At 59.5% G+C, this 13,648-nt stretch carries 13 protein-coding genes; 6 read left to right on the top strand and 7 right to left on the bottom strand.

Translation table 11 applies throughout. The features are described 5' to 3' along the window. Positions 1 to 44: 44 nt before the first annotated feature. The gene (locus tag AC1XDK_RS10705; protein WP_483349899.1) at positions 45 to 1,271 is read right to left on the bottom strand and encodes an RNA-guided endonuclease InsQ/TnpB family protein; all 1,227 of its coding nucleotides are present in this window, start codon (positions 1,269 to 1,271) and stop codon (positions 45 to 47) included. Positions 1,272 to 1,408: 137 nt separating this feature from the next. Between AC1XDK_RS10705 and AC1XDK_RS10700 the strand changes: the two genes are divergently transcribed. Continuing rightward, positions 1,409 to 1,666, top strand: a complete 258-nt coding sequence (locus tag AC1XDK_RS10700; RefSeq protein WP_483349898.1) for a hypothetical protein — start codon at positions 1,409 to 1,411, stop codon at positions 1,664 to 1,666. An 83-nt stretch (positions 1,667 to 1,749) separates the two neighbouring features. Further along, complete coding sequence (locus AC1XDK_RS10695) at positions 1,750 to 2,943, top strand: MFS transporter (protein ID WP_483349897.1); 1,194 nt, start codon at positions 1,750 to 1,752, stop codon at positions 2,941 to 2,943. Between the two features lie 32 nt (positions 2,944 to 2,975). On the opposite strand, the gene AC1XDK_RS10690 is transcribed toward AC1XDK_RS10695, so the two are convergent. Genes AC1XDK_RS10690 through AC1XDK_RS10680 form a run of 3 tightly spaced genes read right to left on the bottom strand, consistent with a single transcriptional unit; the run spans position 2,976 to position 6,487 of the window. Further along, entirely contained in the window at positions 2,976 to 4,970 is a 1,995-nt protein-coding gene (locus AC1XDK_RS10690; protein ID WP_483349896.1) for a TRAP transporter permease, read from the bottom strand. Continuing rightward, positions 4,967 to 5,461 carry a DUF1850 domain-containing protein gene (locus tag AC1XDK_RS10685; protein WP_483349895.1) on the bottom strand — a complete coding sequence of 165 codons (495 nt, stop codon included), beginning with the start codon at positions 5,459 to 5,461 and terminating at the stop codon, positions 4,967 to 4,969. Before AC1XDK_RS10685 ends, AC1XDK_RS10690 begins: the two co-directional genes overlap by 4 nt. A gap of 9 nt (positions 5,462 to 5,470) precedes the next feature. Next, the gene (locus AC1XDK_RS10680; protein ID WP_483349894.1) at positions 5,471 to 6,487 is read right to left on the bottom strand and encodes a TAXI family TRAP transporter solute-binding subunit; all 1,017 of its coding nucleotides are present in this window, start codon (positions 6,485 to 6,487) and stop codon (positions 5,471 to 5,473) included. A gap of 220 nt (positions 6,488 to 6,707) precedes the next feature. On the opposite strand from AC1XDK_RS10680, the gene AC1XDK_RS10675 reads away from it, so the two are divergent. Both AC1XDK_RS10675 and AC1XDK_RS10670 read left to right on the top strand, forming a co-directional pair. After that, entirely contained in the window at positions 6,708 to 6,836 is a 129-nt protein-coding gene (locus AC1XDK_RS10675; RefSeq protein ID WP_483349893.1) for a hypothetical protein, read from the top strand. 3 nt (positions 6,837 to 6,839) lie between these two features. Continuing rightward, positions 6,840 to 8,066, top strand: a complete 1,227-nt coding sequence (locus AC1XDK_RS10670; RefSeq protein ID WP_483349892.1) for a CaiB/BaiF CoA transferase family protein — start codon at positions 6,840 to 6,842, stop codon at positions 8,064 to 8,066. Between the two features lie 76 nt (positions 8,067 to 8,142). On the opposite strand, the gene AC1XDK_RS10665 is transcribed toward AC1XDK_RS10670, so the two are convergent. Next, positions 8,143 to 9,393, bottom strand: coding sequence for an RNA-guided endonuclease InsQ/TnpB family protein (locus AC1XDK_RS10665; protein ID WP_483349891.1), 1,251 nt, complete (start codon positions 9,391 to 9,393; stop codon positions 8,143 to 8,145). A 447-nt stretch (positions 9,394 to 9,840) separates the two neighbouring features. Further along, positions 9,841 to 10,212, bottom strand: a complete 372-nt coding sequence (locus tag AC1XDK_RS10660; RefSeq protein WP_483349890.1) for a methylglyoxal synthase — start codon at positions 10,210 to 10,212, stop codon at positions 9,841 to 9,843. Positions 10,213 to 10,355: 143 nt separating this feature from the next. Between AC1XDK_RS10660 and AC1XDK_RS10655 the strand changes: the two genes are divergently transcribed. Beyond that, positions 10,356 to 11,309 (top strand): hypothetical protein, encoded by a 954-nt coding sequence (locus AC1XDK_RS10655; protein ID WP_483349889.1) that lies wholly within the window; start codon positions 10,356 to 10,358, stop codon positions 11,307 to 11,309. Positions 11,310 to 11,363: 54 nt separating this feature from the next. Here AC1XDK_RS10655 and AC1XDK_RS10650 read toward each other — a convergent pair whose 3' ends face one another. Next, positions 11,364 to 12,551, bottom strand: coding sequence for an MFS transporter (locus AC1XDK_RS10650; RefSeq protein ID WP_483349888.1), 1,188 nt, complete (start codon positions 12,549 to 12,551; stop codon positions 11,364 to 11,366). Between the two features lie 200 nt (positions 12,552 to 12,751). Between AC1XDK_RS10650 and AC1XDK_RS10645 the strand changes: the two genes are divergently transcribed. Then, entirely contained in the window at positions 12,752 to 13,531 is a 780-nt protein-coding gene (locus tag AC1XDK_RS10645; RefSeq protein WP_483349887.1) for a DUF7847 domain-containing protein, read from the top strand. Positions 13,532 to 13,648 lie beyond the last annotated feature (117 nt).

The raw sequence follows: 13,648 nt of genomic DNA, 5'->3' as shown, positions 1-13,648 counted from the left end.
CTGCCTCGGGGTCAAGCCCCGAGGCTTGTCAGTGGACTCCCGCTCTAACCGAGTAACTCGGTAGGTCGAAAACGACCATTCGCGTTCAACGTCCCTGACTTCAGAGCCAGTTGACTGGTGGCTCGTTCAGCACCAGACTTGAGCCAGTGCTGAACAAGACGCCACCCGACATTCCGAGCGGCGTTGTAATCGCTATGCAACTGCTTCCCGCACTTCAAACATTCGAACTCATCACCATCACGGTTGTCCTCGTGGGTGAACCCACACTTGCCGTGACTACACCGCTGACTCGTGTACGCTGGACTCACGTCATCCATGTCGATACCATATTCTTCGGCCTTGTATTCGACGTGACGTTGCAGTTCCTTGAACGCCCACTGCTGGAACTTGCTGGCGTTCGAAATACGCTTACGGATATGTTTCAAGTTCTCGAACGCAATCGCCGTACAACCGTTCTCTACAGCCTCCTGAACGAGGGCTTTCGACAAGCGATGTAGATAGTCGGCACTCCACCGGGCGAATCGGTCGCCAATCGACTGAATCGTGAGATGTGCGGAACGAGTGCCAGTCTGTTGCAGGTTCCCACGACGACGTTCGTATTCGTCGCGGCGGTGATTGAGGTAGTCTGCGTTACCGAAGAACGCTCCCGTGCTGGTGACCGCGAGGTAGCCATCCACGTTGAGGTCTACACCGAGAACCACTCCGTTCTCGGATTCTTCGTCGCAAGAATCAGGGTCAACTTCTTTCTTCACGGCGACGTGGAGGTAGTACGTGCCATCGCGCTTGTGGAGCGTTGCTTCGCGTTTCTCCCATTCGTCCGTCCAGTAGTCATCAAACGGCGTACCCTTCTCGTTGACCGGCGTGACGTATTCGGCAGTCACTCGCTTGTCGGTCGTGGCGAGAGATACATGGTCGTCGCTGTACGTGATGGTTCGTCCGTTGTACACGACGGCGCTTCCCCGGAACTCAGGTTTACTCGCTTTCTCACCGTCTTCGATGATGCGGTCTTTGCAGTTCCCGAGTGCCGTCGCCGCGAGGTTGCGGGCACTTTGAACGAGACTGGATTGCAGGGAGAGTTTCTCACGAACATCGGAGTACGTCTCCTCGTGGAGCGTGTTCTTCGTGTCCGTGATGTTGTAGGGATTGTCGTCCCATCCGTGGTCTGCGACGTGTTGGGCCGCCTGTCGGAACTGCTCGAACGTCTCATCAAGAACGCTGTGTGCGTCCTCTGGAATGTCAAGCTTGACTTGGATGTTCCGGACAACCTCCATACTTCATTAGCAAAGGTAGAGATTTTTAAAACTACTTATTGAGATGGGGAGTCAGCTTTGTCATCGAACGTGGTTTGCGTCATCGATTGTCGTCTTTCTCCCCGAGGTCAAGCCTCGGGTATCCGCCTTGAATCTTGATGAAACGACTACTCACGAGACGCTCGCCACACGAACGAACACAGCAGACGGCCGCCCGGTCACCATCCGCCCGACGTGACTCGATAGACGCGACCATCGTGGTTCTGCTCGGACTCCCCGTCCTCGTGGTGTATGCACTCATACTGAGTGCTGCTCCCGTCCTTGCAGCGATGGTCGCGGCGTTCGCCGGGGTTGTCACATTCCCGGTTGTTGGTCCCTACGTCGTCATCCGGGTCGTGACCCATTGGCTTGAGTGACGGGGTTCGTTTCGTTCCCCATCTGGATTGCCGACATCCAAACTCTCTCCGCGCTCCGGCGCAAATCTTTCCGCAAGTCTTGAATGAAACGGTTTCAACTCCTCCGCGAATCTCCGGTAACAGCCATTATATTTGCGAGTACGCTCGTCGCCGTGATGGGTGTCTCACTCATCAGCCCGGCACTTCCCGCCGTACAAGACGCGTGGAACATCTCTGAAGCACAAGCCAGTCTGTTGCTCTCGGCGTTCACCCTTCCCGGCGTGTTTTTGACGATTCCGATGGGATTGGTCGCCGATCGAATCGGCCGCAAGAAGATTCTCGTCCCGTCGCTCGTCGTCTTCGGCCTCTGTGGCGCGGGCGTCGTCATGTTCTCGAATTTCGAGACGATACTCTTCCTCCGCGCGGTCCAAGGCGCTGCGAGCAGTGCGATTGCGACGCTCACGGTCACGTTGATTGGAGACCTCTACACCGGTGAAAAACGGCGAACACTGATCGGGATGAATGCCGCGATTCTCGCGGTTGGAGCGGCCGGCTATCCGCTCCTCGGCGGGGCACTCGCGACGATTTCGTGGACGGCCCCGTTCATCTGTTTTTCACTCGGAATCGTGGTTGCACTCTCCGGAACCGTCTATCTGGAAGAACCGTCCAACGCGGGTGACAGCGCGAGTATCAGCATCCGTGAGTTCGCAACCGGTTCGACGCCGATGAAGCCCTATCTCGTCCTCTACACTGCCATCTTCGGCATCTTTCTCATCCTCTACGGGGCACAACTCACCGTCGTCCCCTTCATCCTCGCCAACTCCTATGGCTACTCGTCGGGAGTTATCGGGCTCCTTCTCGGATTGCCGGCGGTGATGATGGGACTGACGGCCATGCAGGGCGAACGGCTGCTTCAGTCGTTTTCGAGTTTCCAGTCCATCGCACTCGGATTCACCAGCTACGGTGTCGGTCTCGTCCTCGTCTCCGTCGCGGATTCGGTGTATTTGGTCGCCGGCGCGCTCCTGTTGTTCGGATTGGGACAGGGTCTCGCCGAACCGATAACGGACACGGCACTGAACGAGTTGGCACCGGACGAGTTCCGAGGCAGTATCATGAGCATTCGAACCAGCGTGCTTCGTCTCGGAACCACCGTCGGGCCACCGGTGTTCGTCGGATTAGCGGCGCTGGTTGGATACGAGCAAACGCTGCTCGTCGGTGGTAGTGCGGCGCTCGTCGTCGGCATCAGTTGGCTGTTAGTCCGAAACACGCGGTCGTCGAGAATCGTCGTCTCCGACTGACGCTCGAAGACGGTTTTGTAACCGAAAACGGATTAGTCGACACCAGTTGGTGTCGGAAGTTCGGGTGGTTTGTTCACCACGTACTGCTTGAGGAACACGGCGGTGATGATGGCGAACCCGGCGAGGTCAGTCAACAGACCGGGTGCGATGAGAACCACGGCACCGACGACCAGCGCGATTCGTTCGAGGTAGCTCGCGGACGAGTAGAAGTACCCCTGCGTTCCGGCGGACAGCGCGAGGATACCGACGATGGCAGTCGTCGCGCTGATGACGATCATCGTCGTCGAACCGATGAGGAGTAGCTGTGGACCGTAGACGAACATGTACGGGACGAGGAATCCGGCGGCGGCGAGGTTGAGAGCGGTCAGTCCGGTTTTCCACGGGTGTGACTCCGCAATCCCGCTCGCGGTGAACACCGCCAACATGATGGGTGGCGTGATGGCCGAGATGATTCCGAAGTAGAAGATGAACAGGTGTGCGGCGATGAGTTCGACACCCATCTGCTTCAGGGCCGGCGCACCGAGCGCGGCGAGAACGACGTACGCCGCCGTCGTCGGGAGTCCCATCCCGAGGATGATGGACGTCAGCATCGTGAGAATCAACGCGACGATGAGAACGCCGCCGGAGAGACTGGTGATGAGCGTGCTGAACTTGAGTCCAAGACCGGTGAGCGTGACCATCCCGACGACGAGCCCGGCGGTGGCACAGGCCGCGGCGACCGTGATGGTCATCCGCATTCCGCGCTCCATGGCGGCGACGCCGAGGGAGCAGGCACCGTGAACGAGGGAACGTATCGTCTCGGTATCACCGCTCCCGAGAGCGCTAACGAACTCCGCCGCTCTGGCACGCGGAATCGAAACGATGACGGTCAGGACGATGGCGTAGAACGCGGCTTTCATCGCGGAGTTCCCCTGCACGAGGAGAACCACGAGGACGATGAGTGGAATCAGGAAGTGAAAGCCGGTTTTGAGCAGTTTCCAGGGGTCGGGGAGGTCCTCCGCAGGCACCCCTTCGAGTCCCTCCCGCTTCGCGCGGAAGTGGACCGCTGCGCCGATGGAGAGGAAGTAGAGCAGTGCCGGAATCGACGCCGCGGCGATGATGGTCACGTACGGAATCCCGGTCCACGAAGACATGATGAACGCACCAGCGCCCATGACCGGCGGCATTATCTGCCCGCCGCTCGACGCCGCGGATTCGACGGCGGCGGCGTAGTTCGACTTGAACCCCGTCCGCTTCATCAGCGGGATGGTGAACGCACCCGTCGTCGCGGTGTTGGCGACCGCACTCCCGTTCAGGCTGGCGAGAAATCCGCTGGCTAGCACCGACGTCTTCGCGGGGCCGCCGGTCGTTCGCCCCGTCGCGCCGTAAGCGAGGTCGATGAACCAGTCGCCGATGCCGGTCACTTCGAGGAACGCGCCGAGGATGATGAACACGACGACGAACGTCGCACTCACGCCCAGCGGAATGCCGAAGATGCCTTCCGTGGTGAGATAGCTGTGGGAGATGATGCGTTCGATGGTGTAGCCTCGGTGGATTATCGGTTGGGGCATGTACCGACCGTAGTAGGCGTAGAGGAGGAACGACGAGGCGATTATCGGAAGGATGATTCCGGTCGCACGGCGCGTGATTTCGAGGACGGCGAGGATGGTAATCGCGCCGAAAACGATGTCCCGTGTAAGGGGGTTCCCCGAACGGTTCGCCAACGTCCCGAATTCGATGGCGTAAGCGATATAGAGAATGCTCGGCACCGAGACGACCATCAACAGCCAGTCGTACCACGGGACTCCCTTCGTGTCCCCTTTTCGACCTGGGAACAGGAGAAATGCAAGGACGGTGACGAACGCGAGATGGAGCGGTCGGTTGATGAATGCGCCAGGCGTTCCGAACCCGGCGGTGTACACGTGATAGACGCCGGCGATAACGGCGACGGCCATCGCCAGATACCGGGCTGTCCCGGTCACGTCACGCGCTTTCTTCGTTTCCGATTCTGCGTCTGTGGATGCGTCTGATTCGATTGCTTCGGTCATAATTGTGCGGTCGCTTTGTGATAGAGATATTCGAGGTACGACATGCGCCCCGGGGAGAGTTCGAGCGTGTCCCATCGGTCCGCATACTGTGTCAGCGGCGTTTCGTCATCCCCGACGACGAGCGACTGATTCGTGTACGTCGCCACCCGAATCGGGACGGAGTTGAACGTCCGGTTCATATGTAGGACGGTGAAATTCCCTACGCGTTCCTGGTCGCGGTCCGTGTACTCAAGGCCGATGGCGAAGTACTCGAACTCCTCCCGCGTCTGGACGATTTCGCCGTCGCGGATGATGTACACCTCGTGAATCGGGGTCTTGTTGAACGAGTGGATGTACTCGATGGCGAACTCCTGACCCGGGTCGATTCGCTCGACGCCGACCGTCTCGCCAGTTTGAGCGTTTCGGAGACGAAGAACGCTGACCCCCATCGTCGCGCTGGCACCCACGACCAACCCGCAGGCGAGTAGGCCGATTAGGAGGCGTTTACGCATGAATTCACGCTAGAGGTTCGCTTCGTCGAAATACTTCTTCGAACCCGGGTGGAGGTCTATCGGGGCGGCACGAGCGGTACCCTCGAACTGCTTTGCCGCCGGGTGGACTTTCTTGAGCGCGTCGAGGTGTTCGTAGATAACCTTCGTCAATTTGTAGGCGAGGTCCTCGCTCATGCCGCTTTTGACGATCATCGTGTTCGTCACGCCCGGGACGTTGACCTCGTGGTCGACACCATTGTAGGTCCCCGCCGGAATGGTACTCTTCGAGTAGTAGTCGAACTTCGACGTGATCTTCTTCAAATCGCTTTTCGGAAACTCGACAAAGGCGATGTCGCGTTGGCTCGCGAGGTTCTGAATCGACGAAGCAGGGTAGGCGACCGACCAGAAACCCGCGTCCACCTGCCTGTCCTGCATCGCTGTGGCGGTTTCGCTGAACGAGAGGCGCTGTGCGTCGATGTCCTTGTAGGAGATGTCGAAGTAGCCGAGCAGTTCCTTCGCGATGACTTCGGTTCCGGACCCGGGAGCGCCCACCGAGATTTTCTTCCCCTTCATGTCCGGAATCGTCTCGATACCGGAACCTTTCGTCGTGATGACCTGCGTGCTGTTCTGGTACGCACCGAAGGCGGCTTTCAGGTCGAGTGCCTTGTCGAAATCGCCCTTGCCGTCGACGGCGAGGAGGACGGCATTGCCGAGCGCGAGCGCCATTGTCATCTCGCTACTCGACACCAGACGACAGTTCTCGACCGACGCCCCCGTCGATTCGGCCGTCGCCTCCACGTTATCGAGGTTCTTGTTCATGATGTCCGCCATTCCACCTCCCAGCGGGTAGTAGACCCCACCTGTACCGCCAGTTCCGATGGAGACGAACTGGGTTCCGCCCCCTCCGGAACCACTGGAGTTATTCGAACCACCCGATTTTGCGGGTCCACCGGAACATCCGGCGACCATCGTGGTCGTCGTGATTCCGACACTCGATGTGAGAAACGTACGTCTGTCTATGCCGTGGCTTTGATTACCGCTACCCATACCAAAGAACCAAAAGTCGTATTAATAAATCTATTGATTGGACATAATAAATGTCACTGTCCTGTATCCTCCTCCTAAAACGGTGCTCGTACGTCCGATTGCAGTCTACGGGTTGATTTTCCCGAGCCTATCACTTCATCGCCGGTGTACGGCGTGAAAATTTCACTCGCCCATTTCCATCGAAACTGTTTAGCGCGGTATCTTCGAACATGGTCCCAAGATGGTGGTAGATACCGTTCCGCAAGCCGAGTATCGTCTCTCCCAGAGCAGGTGTCCGGATGACCGAACGCTTCTCACCGGTGGACTGGTTGAGTGGCGACTGACTGCAAGTTCGACGAGAGAGCCATAACGGATGGTCGGCGAAGCTCACCGACCAACGACGGAGACCGGCCCCCTCGACGGACTCACCGTTCTTGATGCGTCCCGCGTTCTCGTCGGTCCGTTCTGTACGATGCAGTTGGGGGACCTCGGCGCGGACGTCATCAAAATCGAGCAACCGGGAACCGGCGACCAGACGCGCAAGTGGCACCCGCCGACCTACGGCGAGTCGGACGAGAGTGCCTACTACCTCAGCGTGAACCGCAACAAACGCTCGATGACGCTCGACCTTTCGAGCGAGGACGGACAGTCGCTCTTTCGCGACCTCGCGAGCGAGGCCGACGTCGTCGTCTCGAACTTCCGAGTGGGGACGATGGGAAAGTGGGGACTCGATTATCCGACTCTTCGAGAGGACAATCCCGGCCTCATCTACTGTTCCCTCTCGGGATACGGCGAGTGGGGGCCGGACAGGGACCGACCCGCATACGACCTCATCATGCAGGCCGAAGGCGGTCTGATGAGCATCACCGGCGAAGCGGACGGCCCGCCCGTTCGCGTGGGCGTGGCCATCGCGGATATCGGTGCCGGTATGTACGCGACGCAGTCCATCCTCGCCGCGCTGCTCGAACGCGAACTCGGCGACGGAACGGGACAGAAAGTCGACGTCTCGCTCCTCGACAGTCAGGTCGCGTGGATGAGTTACATGGCGTCGAACTACTTCGCGACGGGAACCGCACCCGGAAGGATGGGCAGCAAACATCCCACCCTCGCGCCGTATCAGGCATTTCCGACGGCGAACGGGTACGTCGTTATCGCGGTTCCGTCGCCGAACCTCTGGCCGAAGTTTTGTGCCGCAATCGACCGCGAAGACCTCGTCGACGACGACCGGTTCCACGACAACGCCTCGCGCGTCGAGAACCGCGACGAACTCGATGCGCTCCTCGAACCGACGTTCGAGGAGTTCACTACCGCGGAGATTCTGGAGACGATGGACGACCACGGCGTCCCGGCGAGCGACGTCAAGGACATGGAAGACGTCTTCGACAACCCGCAAGTGGCCGCACGAAACATGCAGTGGTCGGTTTCACACCCGACTGCAGGTGACGTCGAGATGGCGGGCAGTCCGATGCACCTCTCGAAGACGCCGACGGGCGTTCGGGCACATCCGCCGCTCCTCGGCGAACACACGGAGGAAATCCTCCTCGAATACGGGTACACGGAGGCGGACATCGAGCGGTTGTCCGACGAGGGCGTTCTGTAAACTACCCCACCCTACTCCCTCGACGCATACGCGCCTCGGTTCTTGAGGGTGGGGCTTTGATGTGGACTCCCGGCAATCAGTCGCCGGCAATAGGTCGGTGACTCTTGCCGTTCAGCGTCCCACCATTCACACGCACGTCTACTGGTGCGTCTCCACTCCCCGACGTGGGCGAGGAACGGAGTCTATGCTGTCGCTTTCGAGCGTAGCGTAGCCCAATGTTTTTCGCCGCGTTGTAGTCCGCGTTCACCTCGTAGCCGCACTTTTGGCAGTGGAAGTGTTCTCCGTGGCGGTTGTCGTCGTGCGTGAACCCACAGTCCGCCCGAGAACAGCGTTGAGACGTGTGGTTCGGCGCGACTTGTTCCATGGAGACGCCCTGTTCGGAGGCCTTGTACTCGACGTACTCGTAGAGGCGTCGGAATGCCCATACGTGGTGCCACTTTGCGTGCGGAAGCCGCTCGCGAATGTCGGTCAAGTCCTCGAACGCGATCACGTCACAGTCGTGTTCGACGGCTTCCGTGACGACTTCGTTGGCGACGGTGTGAATGTACTGTTTTCGCCACGCTTCTTCGCGCTTGCCGAGGCGAAGCAGGGCGTTGTGCGCGGCTTGGCTGCCGCGCTGTTGCATCTCACCACGCCGCTTCTCAAACTCACGGCACCAATGGTCATAGTCGTCGCCCTGCCAGAACGTGCCGGTTGAGGAGACGGCGAGACTGTTGACGCCGAGGTCGATACCGAGGACCGTTTGGTCGGGGTGCCCGGTATCTGCCGGAACCTCTGCGTCGTCGCCGTCAGTCCGCCGCGTCGAGATGTTGAGGTAGAACTCGTCGGTTGCCGCGTCGTACCGAAGCGTACTCTCGCGGAACTCGTAGTTCTCGGAGAGCACGTACCGCTCGTAGGGCGTTGGACTGTCTGCTGGGAGAACGAACGGACATTCGACCCGGCCCTCAACTGTTGACAGAGACGTTTTGCGTCGGTAGAACGTCGCACTTCGCGTGTCGTAGTCCATTGTTTCGACGGTGAACGTCGGTCGAGAGACGCGCTGTCCCTTCTTCCAGCGTTCGACAACGCCTTTGACGGCTTCGACGGCGCGGCGGATGGCGGCTTGGACGAGTTGTGCCTGTAACTCCGTCTCCTCGCGGAGGTCGGAGTAGAGCGCGTCCCGAACCCGCCGTTTGTTGGTCTTGCACTCGGTGAACGATGTGTCCGACCAAGAGTATTCGGCGGTTCGGTTCGCGCAGTACAGGTATTGCTCGGCGGTTCGATGGAGTGCATCGCGTTGCTCGTCGGAAACGGCGAGTTTCACGACGGCGGTTCGACGCACGTCCATACTTCAGAGAGTTGCCGACGGTACTTGAAAGTTTGCGAGTCGACCAGTCGGAGTGTGCCGGTTGTGTCGTACCATGTCGGTTTCCTCTCCGGCCTACTCGCTCCCTTTGGTCGCTCCTTGAGGCCGGAGGCCCCACGTTGAATCACGCTGAACTCCCCCCTCTTACTCACTCTGCTGGAACTGCAGCGTCGTCTCTAGGCGTGGAGAGATGTGGCAGGTGGGTGATGGTAGTGAGCAAACCGATGCAACGAGCAGTCGTGTCACTGGGGGTGTGGGTGTAATCGAGAACAGTCATGGAAGAATCGGGGTGACTGAGACAGTGGAAGGCCGGTTGCTGAATTTTGTCCTGTGCAATGGTCGTGATCGGTGGAGCCGTCAGGACGAGCAGTGGAGCGTTTCGTGTTGGTGGGTTCGTCTCCCTGTCAGGGCGGTACATCCCGAGAACCGCTAAGCTTCTCCGACGAGTTCGTCGATGATGGCGTTCGCGCTGGCGAGGTTCGTCGCCAGCGGGACGTTGTGAACGTCACACACTCGCAAGAGTGCGTTGATGTCCGGTTCGTGCGGTTGGGCGGTCAACGGGTCGCGGAGGAATATCACGGCGTTACAGTCTCCGGTGGCTACCGCAGCACCGATAATCATGTCCCCGCCGAGCGGCCCGGACTCCTTTGGGTCGACCGCGAGGTCGGTTTCCTCCTTGATTCGCTTCCCGGTCGTTCCGGTCGAGATGCAGTCGACGGTCGACAGTTGGTCGGTGTTGTTCCGGACGAACTCGACTAAATCGGGTTTCTTCTCGTCATGTGCGATGAGTGCAATCTGCATGCGTGGGCGTATTACGGGCAGTCTCTTGAAGATACGGTGTAGTCCGAATCCGTCCGAGTCCTGAGTGCTATGCGAGCAGACGCGCGATGGGCGGTTCACGGACTAAAGAATAACGTGGGACCGACTCGTTAGCCGAATGGCAAATGCCGCTCAACCGCCGTCGACTCTTGAAAGCACTGGGAACGGGTACTGCAGGCTCGTACCTGACCGGTGGAACCGAAGCGACCACATCCGACAGAGACATACCGACCACAACATGGATCTCCAGAGAGCAGTCAACCGAAGCGAGTCTTCCGCCAACGCAGACCACTTGGGGTCGCCCCGTCGCCGTGGGAAACGGAACGATTCGAACCTTCGTCGCGCATGCAGGGTCGGAAAAACCGCTCTCCGTTGGCGTCCAGTTCACTGCCGCCACCTTGGAAGGACTTCCCACGGCGCCAACCGACGGGAAGTGGGACATTCCGGACGGGAAAGCGCCGTGTTGCGGGCACGAGACCGTTCTCGAATTTCCGAGGTCGGACGTATCGATACCGTTCCGATGGTTCATGCTCAACTGGAACCCGACCGGGCACCCGCCGCCGGACGTCTACGCCGTTCCGCACTTCGACTTCCACTTCTATCTCATGCCGCGAGCGAAGCGCTCCGAAATCAGGAACGGCGATTGTCCGAGGTCGGAGACTGCGGTCACCTGTGAGACGCTGCGACGCGGGACGGAGACGCTCCCGCCGCGTCAACGGCCACCCGACTACGAATCGCTCGGGGCCGTCGAACCGGGAATGGGAAACCACCTAATGGACCTGACGGCCCCGGAGTTCAACGGCGACCCGTTCACTCACACGTTCCTCTGGGGCACGTTCGACGGCGAAGTCATCTTCTTCGAACCGATGATAACACGGTCTTTCCTTCGTGGTCCCTGCACCGAAACGAGAACACCCATCAAGATGCCGACGACGTTTCCGAACACGGGTTGGTATCCGACCGTGTACGCGATTCGATATTCCAGCGCATACGACGCGTTTTCGGTGAGTCTGGAGTCGTTCAGGTGGTTCGGCTCCGGGACCTCTGGTTCCGATTCGACCGACGCGACGGAGTGTTAGCTCCCCATAACAAGCGTCGGGCATCTATTGAGTGAGTGGCGGAGTCCTATCGAACTACGGTCGAGCGACGACGCGTTCCGAACTCCCTGGAAGTCGTCCGGTCGAATACAATCCCGCGAGAACGAGTATGACACCCCCGACGAGCGACGCGAGCGCGACGAAAACGACGTCGAAGGGATATCCGGCGTCGGTCAACAGTCCGACCGTGGCGGTCCCGTTCGCCTCGACCAACAACGAGACACCGGTGAACGCCGCGTAGACGACGCCGCGATTCTCGTCCGAGAGCGAGTTGAGAAAATAGGTATCCAAGGCGGGAAAGAGGCTGTGTATCGAGTAGCCGATGGCGACCGAGACGACCGCTACTGCGACCACGCCGCGTGTGGTGGTGAGTACGACCACCGACACGACGAACCCCGTCAGTATCGCCAATATGTAGGGGACTATCGGGAGGCGGTCCGCAAGCCGTCCGCCGAACCAGAAGGCGGGTAATCCGGCCGCGAACACGACGGTGAGAAGGAGGTTCGCCGTCGTCGTTGATATTCCCTTCGAGGAATGGAGGTAGACGACGTAGAAGTTGAACAGGCCCTGCCACATGAACCCCGCAACGCCGACCATCAGGAGGCCGGTTGCAATGAGTCGCCAGTGAGCCAACACTGCGGGCAGAAACGCTCGGTCGGGTGTGGCCTCGTCGGCGATTTGCGATCCGCGAACGACGCTCACTAGGACGACGCTGAAGACGACGGCACCTGCCGCGAGGGCGACGAACACCGTTCGCCACGAGGCGACCAACAGAATGCCGATCACGAGGGTCGGTGCGAGCACCGCCGCCAATTGGGAGGCCGCTCCGTGGATGCCGACCGTTCGCCCGACCGAATCCGGGAACAGTTCCGCGATAAGCGGGACGGCGGCGACGAAATAGGCTCCGCTTGCGACGCCGAGCGCAAACGTTCCGACCCGAAGCACGGCTAATGAATCCGCGACGGCGATGAGTCCCGACGCACCAGCGAGCAGAACACCCGTCCCGAGAACTGCTCGGTGACGGGGAACGTGGGTGAGGACGTACCCCATCGGAATCCGTGGGACGGCGGTTCCGAGCCACACCAACGATATCAACACACCGATGGTCGCCTGGTCGGTGGAGAAGGCGACCACCAGCGGTTCGAGCAACGGTGCGAAGACGGTTCGCCCGAAGTTCATCAGGAAGACCAACCCGCAAAGCGTTCCAAACAGGCGACGTCTCACTATCAGCCCATACGAGTCGAATGATACAACCGTTATGGAATCGGGGCCTCACTGGTGTCTTCTTCACCACGCCGAATCGAGGTTCTGGGAAACATGAAAGTATTGGAATTCAAATAATTTCACACCCGGGGGATGTATCTCGACAGATGAGAACTAGTCAGCGAGTATATACTCTCGGACGACGTTCTATACCTCTGATAATGCCGATCAACATTACAAGCGTTCTCAAGCAAGGGTACAGCCGAACTGTTAAGCGAAACGGGCTCATGCTCATGGGCATCATTTTCGTCATCTCGGTCATCAACGGCGTATTGGGTGCTGGTGTCGACCGATGGGTCGAGCAACAGGGGTTTACCGCCGCTGGCGTCCAAGCGAACCCGACGATACTTGTTCCGCCGCTCGGTGCGGGTCTCGTTTCGGTGGTCCTGAGCATCGCGTTACTGGTCGTGAGTATCGCGGCCATTCGCGTGTTCGTGAGCAACGAAACCGAACGCCTCCCGAGGGAGTTCTTCACTCGGAACATGGTCTGGGCGGCGGTCAACGTCTTCGTCGGAATGATCGTCTTCGGTATCATCGTCGCGTTAGGTCTCGTCGCGCTGATCGTCCCGGGCATCTTCTTGCTCGTGACCCTGGCGTTCTGGACCGTCTACGTGGCCGTCGAGGACCAGAACTTCGTCAGAGCCTTCCGCAGCAGTTGGGGATTGACGCGAGGGTACCGCGTCAGACTCCTCGTATTGGGCGTTGCAGTGATACTCCTCACGATACTCGTCAACATCGCCTTCGGTTTCGGTGAAATCGCAAGCGGTAGTTTCGCCGGTAACATCGTCGCCCTGGTGTTTGCGCAAGCCGCGAGCGCCATCACGACGGTCTTCTCGACCGCCGTGCTCGCGAGGGCATATACCGAACTCAACGCCCCCGACGAGGACGACCTCGGCGAGACGACCAGCAGGGACGCTCCCGCCGAACGTCCCGCTGCGTGAGACAGCCGATTTTTCGTATCTTCGACGGTGGACACTCTCGACCCGACGAAATCGGGGTGCCACATCGTTCTCCCGTCGTTCTAGTAAAATAAATGAGATGCCGATTGTCACACAACG

The sequence above is a fragment of the Haladaptatus sp. HS23 genome (assembly GCF_056892285.1).
This window is presented reverse-complemented; position numbering and strand designations above follow the sequence as displayed.

Excerpts from the sequence above, each read along its gene's own strand:
- AC1XDK_RS10705 (WP_483349899.1), bottom strand. The coding sequence starts at position 1,271 with ATGGAGGTTGTCCGGAACATCCAAGTCAAGCTTGACATTCCAGAGGAC.
- AC1XDK_RS10700 (WP_483349898.1), top strand. The coding sequence starts at position 1,409 with ATGAAACGACTACTCACGAGACGCTCGCCACACGAACGAACACAGCAG.
- AC1XDK_RS10695 (WP_483349897.1), top strand. The coding sequence starts at position 1,750 with ATGAAACGGTTTCAACTCCTCCGCGAATCTCCGGTAACAGCCATTATA.
- AC1XDK_RS10690 (WP_483349896.1), bottom strand. The coding sequence starts at position 4,970 with ATGACCGAAGCAATCGAATCAGACGCATCCACAGACGCAGAATCGGAA.
- AC1XDK_RS10685 (WP_483349895.1), bottom strand. The coding sequence starts at position 5,461 with ATGCGTAAACGCCTCCTAATCGGCCTACTCGCCTGCGGGTTGGTCGTG.
- AC1XDK_RS10680 (WP_483349894.1), bottom strand. The coding sequence starts at position 6,487 with ATGGGTAGCGGTAATCAAAGCCACGGCATAGACAGACGTACGTTTCTC.
- AC1XDK_RS10675 (WP_483349893.1), top strand. The coding sequence starts at position 6,708 with ATGGTGGTAGATACCGTTCCGCAAGCCGAGTATCGTCTCTCCCAGAGC.
- AC1XDK_RS10670 (WP_483349892.1), top strand. The coding sequence starts at position 6,840 with ATGGTCGGCGAAGCTCACCGACCAACGACGGAGACCGGCCCCCTCGAC.
- AC1XDK_RS10665 (WP_483349891.1), bottom strand. The coding sequence starts at position 9,393 with ATGGACGTGCGTCGAACCGCCGTCGTGAAACTCGCCGTTTCCGACGAG.
- AC1XDK_RS10660 (WP_483349890.1), bottom strand. The coding sequence starts at position 10,212 with ATGCAGATTGCACTCATCGCACATGACGAGAAGAAACCCGATTTAGTC.
- AC1XDK_RS10655 (WP_483349889.1), top strand. The coding sequence starts at position 10,356 with ATGCCGCTCAACCGCCGTCGACTCTTGAAAGCACTGGGAACGGGTACT.
- AC1XDK_RS10645 (WP_483349887.1), top strand. The coding sequence starts at position 12,752 with ATGCCGATCAACATTACAAGCGTTCTCAAGCAAGGGTACAGCCGAACT.